Origin of the sequence: Chryseolinea soli, from assembly GCF_003589925.1 — a bacterium.
Classification (GTDB): domain Bacteria; phylum Bacteroidota; class Bacteroidia; order Cytophagales; family Cyclobacteriaceae; genus Chryseolinea; species Chryseolinea soli.
The window spans coordinates 110,880-128,351 of record NZ_CP032382.1 but is presented as its reverse complement, the minus strand read 5'-3'; the positions used below and the strand labels follow the sequence as shown (position 1 = coordinate 128,351).

General features: G+C 49.7%; 13 protein-coding genes. 4 read left to right on the top strand and 9 right to left on the bottom strand.

Translation table 11 applies throughout. The features are described 5' to 3' along the window. The first annotated feature begins 32 nt into the window (after positions 1-32). The 3 genes from D4L85_RS00520 to D4L85_RS00510 all read left to right on the top strand — a co-directional run bounded on the left by D4L85_RS00520 (position 33) and on the right by D4L85_RS00510 (position 2,623). Positions 33-512 (top strand): hypothetical protein, encoded by a 480-nt coding sequence (locus tag D4L85_RS00520; protein WP_119752480.1) that lies wholly within the window; start codon positions 33-35, stop codon positions 510-512. A gap of 65 nt (positions 513-577) precedes the next feature. Then, entirely contained in the window at positions 578-1,684 is a 1,107-nt protein-coding gene (locus D4L85_RS00515; protein WP_119752479.1) for an AI-2E family transporter, read from the top strand. A 33-nt stretch (positions 1,685-1,717) separates the two neighbouring features. Further along, on the top strand, positions 1,718-2,623 hold the full coding sequence (locus D4L85_RS00510) for a hypothetical protein (RefSeq protein WP_119752478.1): 906 nt from the start codon (positions 1,718-1,720) through the stop codon (positions 2,621-2,623). 26 nt (positions 2,624-2,649) lie between these two features. Here D4L85_RS00510 and D4L85_RS00505 read toward each other — a convergent pair whose 3' ends face one another. From D4L85_RS00505 to D4L85_RS00495, 3 genes are all read right to left on the bottom strand, one after another. Next, positions 2,650-3,837 carry a BamA/TamA family outer membrane protein gene (locus D4L85_RS00505; protein ID WP_119752477.1) on the bottom strand — a complete coding sequence of 396 codons (1,188 nt, stop codon included), beginning with the start codon at positions 3,835-3,837 and terminating at the stop codon, positions 2,650-2,652. Positions 3,838-3,923: 86 nt separating this feature from the next. Next, entirely contained in the window at positions 3,924-5,543 is a 1,620-nt protein-coding gene (locus tag D4L85_RS00500) for a hypothetical protein (RefSeq protein WP_119752476.1), read from the bottom strand. Between the two features lie 339 nt (positions 5,544-5,882). Beyond that, positions 5,883-6,962 carry a hypothetical protein gene (locus D4L85_RS00495; protein WP_119752475.1) on the bottom strand — a complete coding sequence of 360 codons (1,080 nt, stop codon included), beginning with the start codon at positions 6,960-6,962 and terminating at the stop codon, positions 5,883-5,885. A gap of 376 nt (positions 6,963-7,338) precedes the next feature. Between D4L85_RS00495 and D4L85_RS00490 the strand changes: the two genes are divergently transcribed. Then, positions 7,339-8,127, top strand: a complete 789-nt coding sequence (locus tag D4L85_RS00490; RefSeq protein ID WP_119752474.1) for a bestrophin-like domain — start codon at positions 7,339-7,341, stop codon at positions 8,125-8,127. A gap of 53 nt (positions 8,128-8,180) precedes the next feature. Here D4L85_RS00490 and D4L85_RS00485 read toward each other — a convergent pair whose 3' ends face one another. From D4L85_RS00485 to D4L85_RS00460, 6 genes are all read right to left on the bottom strand, one after another. After that, entirely contained in the window at positions 8,181-10,625 is a 2,445-nt protein-coding gene (locus D4L85_RS00485; RefSeq protein ID WP_119752473.1) for a TonB-dependent receptor, read from the bottom strand. A gap of 30 nt (positions 10,626-10,655) precedes the next feature. Then, positions 10,656-11,105 (bottom strand): arsenate reductase/protein-tyrosine-phosphatase family protein, encoded by a 450-nt coding sequence (locus D4L85_RS00480; RefSeq protein ID WP_119752472.1) that lies wholly within the window; start codon positions 11,103-11,105, stop codon positions 10,656-10,658. Between the two features lie 51 nt (positions 11,106-11,156). Beyond that, complete coding sequence (locus D4L85_RS00475; protein WP_119752471.1) at positions 11,157-12,245, bottom strand: efflux RND transporter periplasmic adaptor subunit; 1,089 nt, start codon at positions 12,243-12,245, stop codon at positions 11,157-11,159. Positions 12,246-12,269: 24 nt separating this feature from the next. Further along, positions 12,270-15,407 carry an efflux RND transporter permease subunit gene (locus D4L85_RS00470; protein ID WP_119752470.1) on the bottom strand — a complete coding sequence of 1,046 codons (3,138 nt, stop codon included), beginning with the start codon at positions 15,405-15,407 and terminating at the stop codon, positions 12,270-12,272. A gap of 5 nt (positions 15,408-15,412) precedes the next feature. Next, positions 15,413-16,753, bottom strand: a complete 1,341-nt coding sequence (locus D4L85_RS00465) for a TolC family protein (RefSeq protein ID WP_119752469.1) — start codon at positions 16,751-16,753, stop codon at positions 15,413-15,415. Positions 16,754-16,961: 208 nt separating this feature from the next. Next, positions 16,962-17,414: a chromate resistance protein ChrB domain-containing protein gene (locus D4L85_RS00460; protein WP_119752468.1), complete on the bottom strand. Its 453-nt coding sequence runs from the start codon at positions 17,412-17,414 to the stop codon at positions 16,962-16,964. Between the last annotated feature and the right edge of the window lie 58 nt (positions 17,415-17,472).

Sequence of the window (17,472 nt, the reverse complement as noted above, 5' to 3'; positions counted from 1 at the left end):
ATTTTTACAAACATCAATTAAACGTAAATGTTATGAAATCAATCTTCGCTATTCTTATCAGCCTCTGCTCTCTTGGCTTATTTGCACAATCCAAACCCACTAAACCTGCCGCGAGTGGCGATTGCTTTAAGGAATGGTACACCCTGTTCAAAGAGCGAGGGGCCAATGCTGTTCCCGATGGCACACAAGATGTGATCATCACGCTTCGAAGCCCTGACTATTCACAGTGTTTTATGGGCAAGGTTGATGTGTCGGGTGGAAAATTAACCGGCCGGCTCCAGGTTCAAAAAATGGATGGCAGCTATGACGAGTTCGACAAAAAAGTAAGTTCGGCCTATCAGAATTCCGAAGGCGTGTTAAAGGAAGAGTTGCGCGACATCAGCAACGGCATGAGCGCATCGGTTACGTTAACTGACGGCGAAATCATCCGTTTGTTTTTTTACAAATCACTGGCCGACAAACCCAAGGCAAATAAGAAAGCACCCCCGCCGGCTGCGCTGGTGAAGAACTGAGGATGAGCGCTGACCGCGTCTTTTCCGGAATGACTATAGAACCGGCATAAACCATCGCGAATCCAATGGACAATACATCAGCAAAAAAGGATATTAAATACATCGTCCAGGTCGTCCTTCAGTTGGGCGTGCTCGCGTTTATTCTGGGCTGGTGTGTCAGGATCCTGTCGCCTTTCCTTATGCCGATCGTTTGGGGACTTATTATCGCCATCACGGTCTATCCCATGTTTGCAAAATTGAAAACGAAGTTAGGAGGCCGCGGAAAGTTGGCCAGCACGCTGATCACGATTGTTTTTCTGGCGATCCTGCTCGTGCCCACCATCCTGCTGTCGGGATCATTGATCGACGGCATGCGCGAATTGAAGGCCATGATCAACGAAGGACGCAGCCCCATTCCACCACCCGGTGAGCGTGCCAAGGCAATGCCGGCTTTCGCACAACCTTTCGTCAATGTTTGGCAAGAGACTTCCGAGAACCTGCAGGCGTCGGTGAGCAAACATCCTGAAGGGTTCAAAAAGATCGGTGTCGTTGCGCTTTCGTTCATTGCGAAAACAGGTGCGGGCATTTTGTCGTTTTTGATTTCCATTATCATCGCCGGTGTGTTTCTCGCCTATGCGAAGGAGGGCGGTCATACCTTGAAGCGGATCTTTGTCAGGCTGGCGGGCAAGCAGGGAGAAGAACTGGTCGCCATCTCGGAAGCCACTATCCGCAGCGTGGTGAAAGGCATTTTGGGTGTGGCGATCATTCAGACACTTTTATCGGGAATCGGATTCGTAGTGGCCGGCATTCCGGCAGCAGGGCTGTGGACGTTGTTTTGTTTGATCTTTGCCGTCATTCAAATTGGGGTTGGCCCGGTGATGATCCCCATGATCATCTATGTGTTCAATACGGCCGACCTGACCACGGGCATTCTGTTCGCGATCTGGGGTGTTATGACGCTGGTCTCCGATAATATTTTAAAACCCATCCTGCTGGGACGTGGAGCACCCGTTCCCTTGCTGGTCGTGTTCCTCGGCGCTATTGGCGGTTTTATAGCCACTGGATTTCTGGGCCTGTTTCTGGGCGCGGTCATCTTGTCGCTGGGATATAAACTTTACGAATCGTGGATGGACGATGGGAACAGTGAGAAATCCGACTTGGCCGAAATCGTCAAATTTAGCGAAAAGGAATAGTGTCATATAAATAAATCATTAAACCAACCCAATATGAAAAAGATAATATTTATTCTGCTGCTGGGATCAGTAGCTGTATCCTGCAAAAAGAGCACAGAGACGACGGAGAGCGCGACCGTGACCGCCGACACGAGCGAAACCTCAACGGCGTTTGATGCGCAACGAAAAATGTTCTTTAACAACCTGATGGCGCCGGCGGAAGTCGCTGCCCAAATCCAGTTTACGGCAGCCGAATTCAATCCGAAGCTGATGAGCGACCCCAAGAGCTTCGTGCAGTACACCGGCAACGAAGTGAAAGCCGCTGCGAACCTGGGCGTATACCTGTCGGACTTGAACTATAGCATTGCCTATAAGCAAGCGAAGACAACAAAAGAATACTTCGGGGCAGCTCACGAATTGAGCAAAGCGATCGGTGGCGAAAAGAGGGTCCTGGAATTTTTAATGAAACGCTACAATGACAACATCGCCCAAAATGACTCTGTGAAAAGCGTCGTCACCGATCTATTACAAAAATCGACAAGCCAGCTGCAGGGAACGGACAAGGAAAAGCTGGCCGGCATCGCCATGGCCGCTTATCAGATCGAAAACCTTCACCTGGTGCTGGGTACACTGGAGTCTTACCCGAAAGACATGCTTCCCGGCGATGCCCGGACGGTGATTTTGGTTCCTTTGTTCAAAGTCGCATTGAATCAACGGGCCAACGTGCAGAATATCTATAATTTCCTGAAAACCTACAGCGACCCGAACGATCCCGATAAAAATCCGAACTATCCTTACTATGCCAATGCGTTTGAAGAATTGATAGGGGTGTATCAAAAATTGAATGTCGAAGAGAAGATCGCATCCAACAAAGGGCTGGAGATCATGAACGATGCGGTGGTAAAAGAACTGAGCGAAAAAGTGAATGCCATCCGAAATAAAATCGTAAGCCCGACATAAGTCGTACGCCCTGGTAGTGGCAGATCTTAAAAAGCTTCGGCGAAGTTGAAATAGAAACCGCTCACGCCCCCGGGGCCAAAACCCATGTCGAACCTGAGGTTGGTGTTGTTCTTCGTGTCGACACGGACCCGTATGCCTCCGCCAAACGAGAGTCTGAAACCATCGAGCGAGAGGTTTTTGTATTGATCGGCCACACGGCCTGTTCCGATCCAGGTAGTGATACCAAAGATGTTCCACACCGGCATGCGATACTCTATTTGGGCATCGAACAAGATCTTGTCGCGCAGCGCGCCTTTGTAGTAGCCGCGCATTTTGTCTTCGCCGCCCAGTTGCGCGAGATCATAAAAAGGTACGTCACCCGTGGTGTACAGGGTCGTGGCCTGGACGGCGATGACATGTCTGAACCACGGGTTGTAATATTTACGGGCGTCTACTTCTATGCGCGCAAATTGAAAGGAGCTGCCCAGCCATTCGGGATAAAACAAAACGGTGGCCAACAGGAGCTCGCCTTTGTAGGCATTGTAGCGGTTATCGCGGCTGTCCAAAGCAAACGCTCCGCCAATACCAACATCGGTTCCCCCGTGAAGGCCCGTCACCTCGTCGCGAATCAGAAAGCTGTTGCTGTCGGTCTCGACTTTGAAATAATCGGCCACATCCAGGGCAATGCCCGCGTAGACGAATTTCTTTACCCGGATCATGGCCGTTGAAAAAAATTTGATCCGGTCGATCGTTACCTGTTCGGCGTTGTGAATGGATACATCGTTGCCGATCCCCAACAGGTATTCGGGTTGTTTCTTGTAGTTGAAATAGCTCAAGATCATGTATTTGTTTTCACGAAAGATCAAATCGTTCGAGATGGAGACGTTCACTCTTCCCTTGGTCGAAAAACTTACCACTTCCGAGAGTTTAGAGGGCCGGGAGATCGTGTCTTTTTTTGAAAGATGAAAGAGATTGAATTTTGCCAACCCAAAGATGTTACCCGCTTCGGATGAATACGTGATGATGGGCACGGGAATGATCTTGAAAAGCGCCTCCGCCTTTTTGTTGAACTTGTCGAATTTGGAAACCGTGTCTTGCGCCGTAGCACTCGATTGGGCGACAGCCGCCTGCCACGATAGCAGGGCAAAAACAAGAAGGCAGATGTTTTTGAAGATCAGACGAAGTTTAGCCTGGCGACTAAGAACTCCCGGGGGGAATGGATATAGCGTTTGCAATACCTTGAGGATTATACTTAAAGGTATAGTCAGAACATCCGTAGGGCAAGGGTTATACGGTTACTTAACCGTTAAGCGGAGGAGACCTACCGGATAGCTTCGTGGGCTTCGCGGACGCCCTCGAGGATTTCGTCGACCAGGGCTTTGTCGAGCAAGAAGTTGCTGAGGTATGTTTTTAAGTGTGAGGCAATGAAAGAATAGTTTTCTTCCAAGGTGTTCAGATAAAATTTGGCTTCCTTGGGCGATCCGGATTTGGTTAACAAAACGATCTCTAACAAGTCTACCAGGTAAACGTCGGTGACGCTGATCCGGTCGATGATTTCCAGGGCTTCGGCATAGCGGCCATCCTTGAAGCAGAGCAGGCCCAAGGCCAGGTCAAAACTCCACGGATAGTGGGGGTGAAGCCTGATCGCTTGTTCCAATAACGTCTCGGCGCCGTCGTAATGACCACCCCAAACCAACAGCGTGGCGAACTTGGCGGCGTCCAGGGTGGCAGGAGGATTTTGATTCAGGAGTTGATCGATCTCGTGTTGAATGCTCTCGTTCCCTTTCGTATATAAGGAAGCCCATAAAAAAGAAAAGCAGGCGTACTTAGAGAGCGGGTCAATATTCCGGGCTTTGTGTGCCAGGCGCAAGCTTGTCGAGACCGGGTCTTCCACCGTGGGGTATCCTAACATGTGACCCCAGAGATAGAGCTCCGACAGCATGCCGAGGGCTGTCGGGAATTGGGGATTGCTTTGCAGGATGACCTCCAATACTTTGCGCGTCTTGGCATAGCTGAAAAAAGAGAAGTTGGTTTGAAATTGATAATTGTAAAGCGCAGCATCGAACGCGATGGAGTCTTCGGAGATCGTTTTTGATGTGAGCGCACTGTGGCGGACAATAAAACCGAACGGCCCACCCAACGCGGTATAAACATCCTGGATCGTTTCATCCTGAACCTGCAGGAATCCTACTTTGGTTTCATATTCAAAGACTTTCGACCACAACTGTGTCCGAAGATCGGTCTCCAGCAACCCGACCGTGATGCGAAAATGGTTTTCGTCTTTCATCACCGTACCGGTGATGATGTATTGCGCATGAAGCTTTAAGCCGATGGTATGCAGATCGGTATGCAGCTCCGCGTGTTTCAAGGTGGAGTGATGGCCGATCACCGAAAACTCCTGCGACGCACTAAAGACGCGCGTAAATTCTTCACCCAGTGCATCGGCGAAATATTGGTGATCGCTGGTAGGGCACAGATTGCGGAAAGGCAGGATCGCTACAGAGACTTTCGAAAGGGTGATGTGCCGGATCTCATTCAAGGAAGGCGAGAGGATCATGGGTAAGTCTTCCCTGGAATGTCGCTGACTGAAAACCGGGACGTAGGAACCTTTGACCACCTCGATCAAGATCCTGTCCTGAGCGCCCGGTCCATTATAGTATTCCGCCAGCAGCCGCCGTAAGCGACCGGCGTGGATGCGCACGATGGCATCGATCTGTGGATTGAAGTCGGCCTTTTTGCCAAGGCCATTCACGCCAATCGTATATTCCTTTAGCGATTTGAGATTGCCGGCCAGCGTTTCTTCAACGATATACTTTAAAAAATTGGAAAGTACCGCGGAATTGTTGAACAATTCATGAGAGAGGATCAGTTTCAACTGGTTGAGAACTTCCAGCGACGAATAACTTGACTCCACATCTTGCGTTAGCGATTTGGGGGACATAGGGGGATTGTTTGATTTTACAGATACGACCGGGAGACAACATTTTTACGCGTGCATTTCAACAACCTGGTGGAGCCAAATGAATTTAGAGAAAATGTGATGTTGAACAAAGCTTTTCGAGCGACACCGCGATTTGCAGCGCGGCAAGGGCATATTTAACCGTTAATTAACGTTGTGAAAAATGCTGAATGAAGCGGGATGCAGGTGTATTTGGATCTGGCAATGGTTCGAACCATGACCCGGGGTTTAAGGCTATCATTCGCGATCAAGGAATGATGATCGATAGAACATGTTAACCATTCCGGTGGCCCTTTGCAGGAACAAGTTGGCAGGCAATTTTTAAAGGGCAAGGGGCACCAAGATCGCCGCGCAAAGTAAGGTGCCCAGCACAACACCCCGGTCAACCGCCCGCTGATTTTTTGTCGTGGCCATCACCCGGTAACCCAATTTGTATCGCTCGTCCTGCGCATAGGTGGGGTTTACATTGGGAACGGGAATCTCATTTATATGCCTTAAAGCTTTGTTCACTTTCGACACCCCATAGATCATCCCTGGGAACAATATCAAACCCGTACCGGCGAAGGTTGGCCAAAAGAAATTCCGGGGCTTGTAATACTTTTTAGCATCAAAGATCCCTCTCATCGCGACAAGCGTGTCGGAGGCGGCAAGCGGTGTTGCGGATTTTTGGAACTTCCATTCGTGATAGGAATCGATAATGAATTTATAGGACAGGGGAAACTCTTTACGTTTCACCAACGTCGATAACAAGGCGTAATCAGAGACCAGGTTGCCAAGCCACTTTCTGTATTTTCGCGCGCCAGCACCCACGGGGTAGGGTACATAGCGACCATCTTTAAACGTGAGGAGATCGCGGTGTAACCATTTTATCGGTAGGGGACTTTGATTGGACGTTGGCACTTCAAAATAAAAGTAGTCATAAACCTGAATGCCATCCCGCGCTCCAAAAGCTTCCTTGGCAAAGAAGGAGAAGTCTTTGTCTATCCCGAGGCTTGTAAAACTTACATAGCCCCGCTGTGCGCTTAAAGAGTCAAACAGATCAAGTTTGCTTGGGCGGCTCAAGGAAGAAAGCTCCCCGGCGAGGAGTCCCCTTTGAGGCTCCTTCGGATAGATCTTATCGAGCGCGTAGTTGGAAAAATCGATGAGCTTGAGGTTCGTATTTTTGTACAACGCAAACCCCTTGATGTCCTCCGGATAGAGAAGCTCTATGCCACCCCGGGGAGACTCAACCCGCAATACCTGCTGCAGATTGAGGATATCGATGTAAAAGATTTTAACTTGTAGGGTGTCGTCCTGCCAGGAGATCACATAACCGTTGGTGGGCTGCGCCTTGCAAAGCAGGCAGGAGAGGAACAAAATAACAAGGAGCAGGAATTTCTTTTTTGGCGATGTTAACGTCATAGGTGTAAACAAAGATTCGGTTATCCACGTTGGCCGGCTATCGGATCGACCGCATGCGTGCTGATTATTCAGTACCTCAGTTTGAACTGAGCTATGATAAGTTCACGATTTGGCAGTGTCCGACAAATGGCCAGAAAAATTTTGGAGGCGAAGATTCATTGATAAAAGATTGAATACCAGTCGCCGCCTATGTGGGCGCCGCTGATTTTACAGTTGCGGGGGTGATGAAAGATAGAGCAGAAAATTTACACTTCCATGCAACTGCGAATGAAATATTCCATGTCATCTGCCGGTGAGCGGTATCCGCTCCCTTGGAGTGAAACCCATTGTCATTGGGATTCAGTCGGCTATTTTATTAGATTTATATATTACGGATATGCTCCACCGATCATTTATCTATGAGACCGCGGCAGAAGTGCTGGTAACAATCCTACTGGTGCTCATGTTGGTGTGCATCTACGCGGGCTGGAAAGTGGGGTTGAAACGCATGAAGACGAATGCTGAGCGCGAAGGGAGTGCAATGGGAACCACGATCTCGGCCATGCTCGGCTTGCTGGCGTTTCTGTTAGCCTTCACCTTCGGCATGAGCGCGAGCCGGTATGATACCCGGAGAGAAAATATCGTTGACGAAGCCAACGCTATCGGCACAGCCATCCTGCGCGCCGACCTCTATCCGGAAGAGGAGCGCACCGCTTTCCGGAACGACTTCCATCACTATTTAGAAGCGCGCATACGTTATTTTGAAGTCGGCCAGGATATTGTAGAAGCAGAGAAAGCCAAAAGCGAAGCCGACACCTATGGAACGCAGTTATGGGCCCGCGCCGCAAAATTGTCGCACCAACCCGACCGCTATGCCGCCACCCTGCAAATGATCCCCGCCTTGAACGACATGCTCGATATCAGCACCACTCGGCTGATGGCGGAGCTTGCCCGAGTCCCCGACTCCATTGTAACGATGTTGTTCGTGCTGTCTCTGGCGACGGCTTTCTACCTGGGCTATTCGTCTGCAGGGAAAGAACGCTTGGATTGGTTTGTTGCCGTCGGCTTTTGTGTGCTCACCTCGGTGGTCGTCTATATCACCCTGGACCTCGACCGTCCCCGGCGAGGACTCATTCGGCTGAACACGTCGCATCAGGCCATGATGGAATTGCGGAAGCTTTTTTAGAAATTATAATTTTTCGTGACCATTGCCAGCCACTATCGCGATTGCCGGATCGCCTAATCATTCTCAAATTTATTATCCATTAAATTTTCTTTGAATGAAGTGCCAAACGTATATCCAAAGGTTATCAAAACAGCCCGGGTATCTATCTTGACGTGTCGGTTAGACTCGAAATTGTAGTCGGAGGTGATAAATCCGTATTGCTGTGTGTTGAAAACGTCCGTGACGACGAGCCCCAATCTTCCCTTCCCCTTCATGATGCGTTGTTGAAATCCAATGTCCACAAAATAGACTGCGATCGACTTGCCCTGTGGAACGGCGGAAGGTGACGTGTAGTTCCCAATGACTTGTAGCTTGCTTTCCTTGAAGAGCGTGAAATTTTGAATGAGTTTTGAATACCAGCTTACGAGGTTGGTGGATAACTCCGCGCCCGATTCGGTATTGTCGATATGCGTCTGATAGGCGGAGAGACTGAGATTCATACTCCAGAAGGAAAATGGATTGTAAGACGCGATCGCTTCCATGCCAAGGGTAGAAGCCGTGCCAAAATTCATCGGCAAGGAAAGGGCCACGCCGTTTTCGTCCAGTATCGTATAGGAGAATATAGCGTTCTTTCTCAGTCGATAGAACGCCGATAGCGACAGCGATGCTTTCGGCAACGTATAATTATAACCCAACTCAAAGGCATGAATGATTTCAGGTTTTAACCTGGAATTCCCGGAATGTTGATTTAAGGAATCCGTGATATCGGTAAAGGGATTCAATTGGCCCAGGCCGGGTCGTGCAATCCTTCGGGTGTAGCTCAGCTTGAAGTAGTTTCGCTGGGGTGTATAGTAAAAAAGATTGGCCGAGGGAAATAAGTTGAAGTACTCATTTTTAAAGGCCTCGGAGTCATCGCGCGTCTTTCCATTGTTCCAAACCTTCTCTGCGCGAAGCCCTGCATTGTATTTCCACAAAGGTGCTTCTTTTTCGCCAGTCCATCCTGTAAACTGTGTATAGACAGCGTGGATTTGCTCATGGAAGTCAAAGATGTTACTATTCAATGGGTCTGTGATGTATTCCTCGTTCGTAAAATTTGCTCTTATAAAATCTGAATTCAGATAACGGAAGATGCTTTTATAACCCATTTCCAGTGTGCCATTTTTTGCGATAGGCTGCGCATAGTCAAGGGCTATATTGGCGAGGTTGGTTTTCTGGTACACGTGCGTTCGTTGTAGTGAAATGTCACCCGATGCATCGTCCTGTTCCGTAAGCGGCTGTGTGTCGATGTCCGTGTTTTCTTTCTCGATGTTGAACGTGTTGCTGACGTTGACAGAAAGCAATTTTGCGGGGTTGTCAAAATGCCGGGTATAGAGGAGAGAGAGTTCCAGGGCATGACTTCTCCGGATCTCGTTGGAATGACGCTGGTTTCGGCTTGTAAATTCGTTTTCGGAAGTTGTATAGGTGTTCTTTAATGTCTCGTTATTGTTTTCGCCAGGAAAGGCCCAGAGCGCTTCAAAATTAAAACTGTTTTTCTCGTTGGGGGTGAAGTCGACGGTGGTCTTTGCGTTTTGATAGAAGATCAGGCGCTCGTCAAACCTTCTTTGGGCAAGAAAATGCTCATCGGACAAATCATAGTTGATGCGATCACCCGTTACCCGCCGGGTGCGTGTGGTATACCAGTTGTCATAGGCCGCACCAACATTCCATTTTCGGGTTTTATGATTTAAAAGCATGGACGCGTTGAGCCGGTAGCGGCTGCCCCGTCCCATGCCGACAGCGAACGCTCCGTTCGTACCGCGATCTTCATTTTTCTTTAAGACAATGTTGATGATACCCCCCTCGGCATCGGCATCATATTTAGCCGACGGATTGTTGATGATCTCGATACGCTCGATGCTGCTGGCGGGAATTCTTTCCAACTGTGCGCTGCGGTCGATCCCGGCGATGCCGGAAATACGACCATTGATTAGTGTCAACGGAGTTTTGCCACGAATGGTCACGTCACCGTCGGAATTCACCAATACACCCGGCATGTTTTTTAACAGGTCGGCAGCCGACCCGCCAATCTGTGTGATGTTTTCGGAGGCCTTTACCACATAGCCTTCCTCCGTTCGCTGAATGAGATCACGCATGGCGGTCACTTCAACAGCATTTAACTGATGGACATCGGCTTCGATGGCTATTTCATGGAGATCAATGTTTTGTGCTCCCGGGCGAATAGAAATGGGGAGTTGTTTCAGCGTGAAGCCGATCATCCGGATGTTGAGCGTATAGTCTTCAGGCGGCACGTTATCCAGAAGGAACCTTCCGTCGCTATCGGTCACAACGCCGAGGACAATCTTCGTGGTGTCCCGCGGGAGTGTTAAGAATACGTTAGCAAACTCAACGGGCTTATTGTTTTCTTTGACAACTCCCTTTATCCAACCGAAGTCTTGGGCTTGCAACGAGATGCTGACGGTTAGAACCAAAAGCGTGCATAAGATATGTATTGAGAATGCCTTCACGGGTACAATCTTCAAAAAAAACAGGATAAATCACCTGCGAATAGCTTAATGTTTCGCCAGCGAGTCTACGAGCGGCGCGATCCTGGAGACGATATCGCTCCGGAGTTTTTGAAAGTCATCGTTCACGGCATTTACTTCCCAATGGCTGGTCTTTCCCTTCCCTTGAATAGTTTGCGGCAGGCTGCAAAAAAGGATGACTTGCCGGGTGGTATCTACATCGTCCTGGGTCAGCTTTTTAGGAATGAAGGACGTATCCAGCAGATCATCTTCGAGGAGGAGTTTTTTCGTCTTTGGCGAAATCTCAGAATCCGGATGCGTGCCGCGCGACACGGCTTGCCAAGGTATATTTTTTTCTTTGGCGAGCTTGTTAAAATAAGTTGCTGCAATGACACTCTTGGCCGATCCGTGCTCACAGACGAACACAATGGTTTGTACCTGGGCCCGTGCTGCGGCGAAGAGGAAAAATCCGAGACAGAGAAATCCGACGGTTTTCATAGATCCTTTGTTGAAGTTAAGCTACGCCGACATTCTGGAGAGAAACTGGATTTATTTGTCAAATTTCACAGCCACCCGCTCTTTTGCCTTCAGCTCTTCATTTCCCTTAACGACCAGCGTGTCACCTTCTTTGAGATTGCCAAAGATCTCGGTTTTGTCCGGCAGGTTCAACCCCTGCGAAACGTCTATCCAATGCGTAGAGTCTTTTGATACTTTGATCACAAACTTTTTCTCCAGCGTCGTCACGACGGCCGAGAACGGGACCAGGTATGAATCTTCTCCGCGATAAATGTTCATGACCACGTTGGTAAAGGAGCCCGGCTTCAGGAGGTTCTTTTCATTCTTGGCCTCAAACTCCCAGATCTCAGTTCGCGTGGCGGCATCGATGCTTCCTGCCTTCCGCATCAGGGTGGCATCAAAGAGCTGGTTGGGATTACTTTTGGCAGAGAACTTCACTTGGTTGTCTTTCAGCAAGACGCCGGTCATCGCCTCCGGCACGGCCACGCGCAATCTTAGCTTCGAATTATCCTCAATGACAAGAATGGGTTTTTCATTTGGCGAGCCGACATAGGCACCCTCGTTGACATTGCGTTGCGTGATGATGCCGTTGAAAGGTGCCGTAATGGCCAGGTAGTTCCCGACCTGCTGGAAGGATGCCGCCGAAAAGCGGGCGGCGCTATAGTCCGCGCTATCGGTTAGCATCTGATTTCTTGCTTTTTGCAATTCATTGGGAGAAACCACGCCTTCTGTTCTTGCGGCATCTTTTATGCGGTTGTAGGTCTCCAGGCTGGTTTGAAACTTTGCTTTCGACGCCTGAAGTTTTCCGTTGGCTTCTCCCAGTCGCGATTGGATTTCGGGCGCATCGATGATGGCCAATACCTGTCCCTTCTTTACCGTCGAGCCAATGTCCACTTTCAATTGCTTGATATAACCGTTTACTTTCGGATGGATCTCCACATGCTCAAAGGCCAGGAGTTCACCAGGCAAGGATGTTTGCCGCTCCACTTTTCCTTTTTTCAAAGACAACACGTGGAGTGTGTCTATTTTTTTTACTTCACTCGCGGTAGATGGCGTTCCATGAGGTTTTCCGCATGACGAGAGCAGTATAGCAAAGGGCAAAACGATTACAAAGGATTTCATGTAGCTGTTCAATTGAAGTTAAAACTATTGTCCGAAATTTTTACTGGCCTCGTCATCCGGATCAAGGGATGCACTGATGTAGGGTTTGTTTCCTGAGATCTGATTATACACGACGGGTAAAACAAACAATGTGGTCACTGTGGAAAAAAGCAAACCTCCGATCACGGCAATTCCAAGGGGCGAGGTTTGTTCTGCTCCTTCTCCCAAGCCGACGGCCATCGGGATCATCCCGGCGATCATGGCGATGCTGGTCATCAGAATCGGACGCAGGCGATTCCGGGCAGCTTCCAGTCCTACGTTCACGCCGGCCATAGGCTGCCTTCGCAGCGATTCGGCGTTTGTAATAAGAAGTATTGCATTGGCGACGGCAACACCGATCGCCATGATCGTTCCCATGAACGACTGAATGTTGAGCGTCTTCCCCGTCGCCAGCAAAAGCAGAAATGATCCGGCAATGACCGCCGGCACCGTGGCGAGTATCGACCACGAGAGACCAAAAGATTGAAAGTTGGTGGCCAGCAATAAGAAGATGATACCGACAGCTAGGAGCAATCCGATGCCCAGCTCGCGCAGGGTTTGGTTCAGCATTTCAGCCTGCCCGCGAAGGTAGATCTTCATGCCCTGGGGGATCTCGCCAATATTCTTTATGGCCTGGTTGGCATCTTTGACCGCGGACCCCAGATCTTTTTGGTTTAGGTTGGCCGTCACCGTAATGTAGCGTTGCTGATTGAGGCGGTCGTATTCCCCGATGGTGTTTGTTTTCTTCCAGTCGGCCACGTCGCGCAGGTAAATGTTCTGGTCGCCTTTGCTATCGATGGGGATCTGCTCAACTTGGTCAGGGCTGTTCATTCTGAATTGAGGATATTCCACTTGTACCTGGTAAGCATTACCGGCCGCTTTGTCGAGCCAGTACATGGGTTGGGTCAAACGGCTGGAAGACGTTCCGGCTTGCACCGATTTGGCAGCCTGCTCTACCGACACGCCCATCTGCCCGGCGCGCACGCGATCATAGTTGATCTGCAGACTGGGATAATCCAAGGGAAGACCATACTGTATATCTCGCAGGTATGGAATTTTCTCTAACTCCTTCTTGACCTTTTCTGCATAGGCGCGGCCCTCTGCAAGGTTCTTGCCCTGCACGGCGATTTCTATTGGCGTGGTTGTGCCCAGGCTCATGACTTGGTCCACCAGGTCGGCCGGCTCAAATGAAATAAGCGCGGCAGGTATTTCTTTTTTTAAGCTGTCGCGAAGTTGTTCCTTGAACTTTTCCAGGCGAATACCCGAGGTGGTTTTGAACTTCACTTTCAGCAGCGCTTCATGCGGGCCACTGGTCCACAGGAAAATCGAGTTGATGGCATAGGTTTGGGGCTGTAACCCGGCAAAGGAAGAAGTGATCTCGATGTTGTCTTTTCCCGCGATCCGGTCAATAATTTTCAATACATGCTTAGTGGCCGTCTCTGTGCGCTCAATGCGCGTGCCGGTGGGCAACCGCAGGCGGACTTGAAATTGTCCTGCGTCCACTTTGGGAAATATTTCGGTGCCGATAAATTGATAGCAAACCAAGGCAGTTGCCAGCGCCAGGATTAAAAATATGGGCGCCAGAATTTTTGAACGCTCATATTGCTCGCGGGTGAAACGGACATACCATACCTTAAACCGTTCAAACCTGGAGTTACTGGAGTTGGTCCCCGCTTTCAATAGCCAGTTGGAAACTACGGGAACAAAAGTTTGTGACAGCAGAAAGGAAGCGATCATGGCAAAGCCCACAGCCATGGAGAGGGGAAGGAACATCGCCTTCGGAACACCTGCCATAAAGAGCGCAGGCACAAATACAGCAAGGATACAGAGCAGGATCAAAAACTTGGGCCATGCGATCTCTTTACAGGCATCGATGATGGCCCGGGCCTTGGACTTTCCAGTTTCCTGGTGATGATGAATATTCTCAACCGTAACGGTAGCCTCGTCAACCAGTATGCCCACAGCCAGCGCCAGACCGCCCAGCGTCATAATATTGATAGACTGTTTAAAGAGGTGTAGGAACACCACCGCGGAAAGCAACGCGAGGGGTATGGTAAGCACAACAACGATCGCGCTGCGCCGGTCGCCTAAAAATAACAATACCATTAACCCCGTCAGGAGGGCACCCAGTCCTCCTTCAAACATAAGGCTTCGGAGAGAATTGATGACGTATCCGGATTGATCCAATTCATACGATACTTTGATGTCGCCGGGAACCGCCGCCTGCATTTCGGGCAAAGCCTTCTTTATGTTTTGCACGACATCCCATGTCGACGCATCCGCTCTTTTGGTGACAGGGATGTAGACGGAACGTTTTCCATTGATGAGCGCATATCCTGACGTGATGTCCGCTCCATTCTCGACACTGGCCACATCGCGTACATAGACCGATGCACCGGTTCCCGGTTTGAGCGGGATGGACTCGAGTTCTTTAAAATTGTCGACTACACTGTTGGAAGGGGTGATCAATGCAAAGTCGCCCACGCGAATATTTCCAGCAGGGGAGATGGTGTTGTTTTTGGCAATGGCGGTAACCAGGTCGTCCGGGCTGAGGCCATAGCTTCTCATTCTTTCCGGGTCGGCTTTTATCAAAACGGTTCGCTGGTTTCCGCCAAACGGTGGCGGCGCGGACACACCCGGCAGGGAAGCGAACATCGGTCGCACTTTGAACAAGGCCAGGTCCTGAATTTCATTCAATGATCTTGTCTCGCTGCTAAACACCAATTGACCTACCGGGACCGACCCCGCATCATAGCGCATAATAAAAGGCGGGAGTGTTCCCGGCGGCATGAACGAACGGGAACGGTTCACATACGACACCGTCTCCGCCATCGCCGTGGCCATATCCGTTCCCTCGTGAAATTGCAACTTGATCAACGCCACCCCTTGAACGGATTTGCTCTCCACATACTTGATCCCGGTGATATATAAAAAGTGGTATTCATAGTACGACGTAATAAAGCCTTCCATCTGTTGTGGAGAAAGCCCGCCATAGGTTTGGGCTACGTAGATGGTGGGCAGCCCCAATGTTGGAAAAATATCGACCTTTGAATTCCGGATGGCGACGGTTGAGAAGACGAGGATAGCAATGATCGCCACGATGACGGTGATGGGTTTGCGTAAAGCACCTTGGATTAAATTCATACGGCTTACTGGACTTGATTTAAAAATATAGCGATGTCACCCTGAACCGCTGCTTTGTATAAGAGTGCCTTCCAGGCTTCCAGGTAAGATTGTTTCAGCTCTGTTTCGGCTTTCACCAAACTGTATTGCGCCTGGATCAGATCGGCATAGTTGGTGAGTCCCGAGTTGTAGCGGGTGGTCAAAGCGCGGAAAGAGAATTCGGCCGACCGATAAAACACCGGGCTTTCCTTTGCCACTTCCAGCGCGTTCCGGAAGGTGAGGTCTGCGACTTTGTTTTGTTTGTTCAGTTCGAGTTTCACCTGGCTGAGCCGCTCTTCTTCTGCGCTGATCAAAGCGCTTTGCTGACGAAGCTGGGGCCGGACTTCAAGAAAGCGGAGCAACGGCACACTAAGCTGGAGACCGGCACCATAATTATACCGGCTAAAAGACAGGCCATCACTTGAGTTGACAACACCATCGTAGCGAATACCGGAACCACGCGCATAGCCGGTGGCCCATACGGAGAGGTTGGGATTGAGCGTTCGCCGGATGGATGTTTGTTGCTGACGCCGGATCTGGAGCTTACTCTCGGAAAGACTCAGTAAGGGATGACCTGAAGCCAACGTGTCCCCGGAATGTGAAGGGAGCTTGTGAAAATAACTGCTGTCGGGTGTATAGCCAGGGGCATCACTGGCCAGTAGTTCCGACAAGGTAGCTTGTTGTGTTTCAAGATATTTCTGATGATTGAGCAACTCGATCCGGGCGCGCGACACTTCTCCATGAAACAGGGCTGTATCCACACCGGGATGCAAGCCGCTCACGGTAAGGGTACGCACAGCCCGTAGATTCTCTTTTGAACGCTCCAGGTTTTTTGAATAAACCTTCATGAGTTCGTGCGCCATGAGCACATCGAGATAGGTGTTAATGACCGTTACCTGATGTTTGAATATTTCGTTGCGTGCATCGGCTTCGTTGTATTGGACACCCGTTTTTGCCAAGTCGATACGTGAACTCCGCTGACCAAACGTAAAGGGTTCCCATTTTAACAGCAGACTACCCACGCTGCCAAACACGCCACTCGAAGTATTGTCAGATGACGGCGGCCCACTGATGGGTACAAAATACTGCGGCATCGCCATGCCGGTGATGTTGTTATACGTGGCATAGTTCACCTGGTAGGCCGCATCCAATGATGGGAGCGCAGAACTTTTTACCGTGGCGATATTATTTTGACCGGCTTGTACTTCAAGCGATTTTGCCTTTAGCAACGGGTAGTTGGCTTCAGCTTGTTTCAATAACTCATGAAGGGTCTGACTGTTTGCGGTGGTAGCGGTCAATAACCCGATGGCGAACCAAAATATTTTCATCGGTTTTTTTGTGTAAAATACAAGTCAATTTGGGAGAGAAATGGTGGGTTTCGCTAAGTTAGGTCAATTCAGTAAAAGTTCTCACGGTGTCAGGGCGCTACAATCCTTTTTTTTACGGCTACGGTCAATTGGGTAAAGCAACGGGACGGCCCAAGTTCCGCACTGGATTTGCAATGCTTTGCTTTAACGTGTGCGGGGATGGCATACTTTAAAGCGCTGGGCTCCAGTTATGTTTCTCACCCTGCACGTACTTTGCCCAACTGTACAGCGCGTCATAGATTTTCATCCCGATCACAAGTTGCTCCTGGTCGTCTTTAACATTATAAGACAGCCCCGCAGAAATAGCCCAAAGCCCGGCAGCCTGTGGCGCCAGTTCAAAGCTATCGGTATCCGCCCCGCGCACGATCACCGCCAACTGATCGATGGCCGGATCGGCAAGGTGATGCTTCTTGACGATGTAATCAAAAGTGCAGAAGTCCCCCTCATGCGAATATTCCGCGCCAGGAATGTCATACGGGATAGCCTCCAGTTCTTTTGCCTTGCTGAACACCTGCTCCTTAGGAACATAAATGAATTCAGCCTCCCGGTCAACAAAATTCTTGATCAGCCAAGGACAGGCAATGCGATCAATCTTCGGACGTTCACGCGTAATCCATTTCATGGCATTTGTTTTTTTTGACCACGTAATGCTACAAACCCGGAACGACGAAGTATAGAAC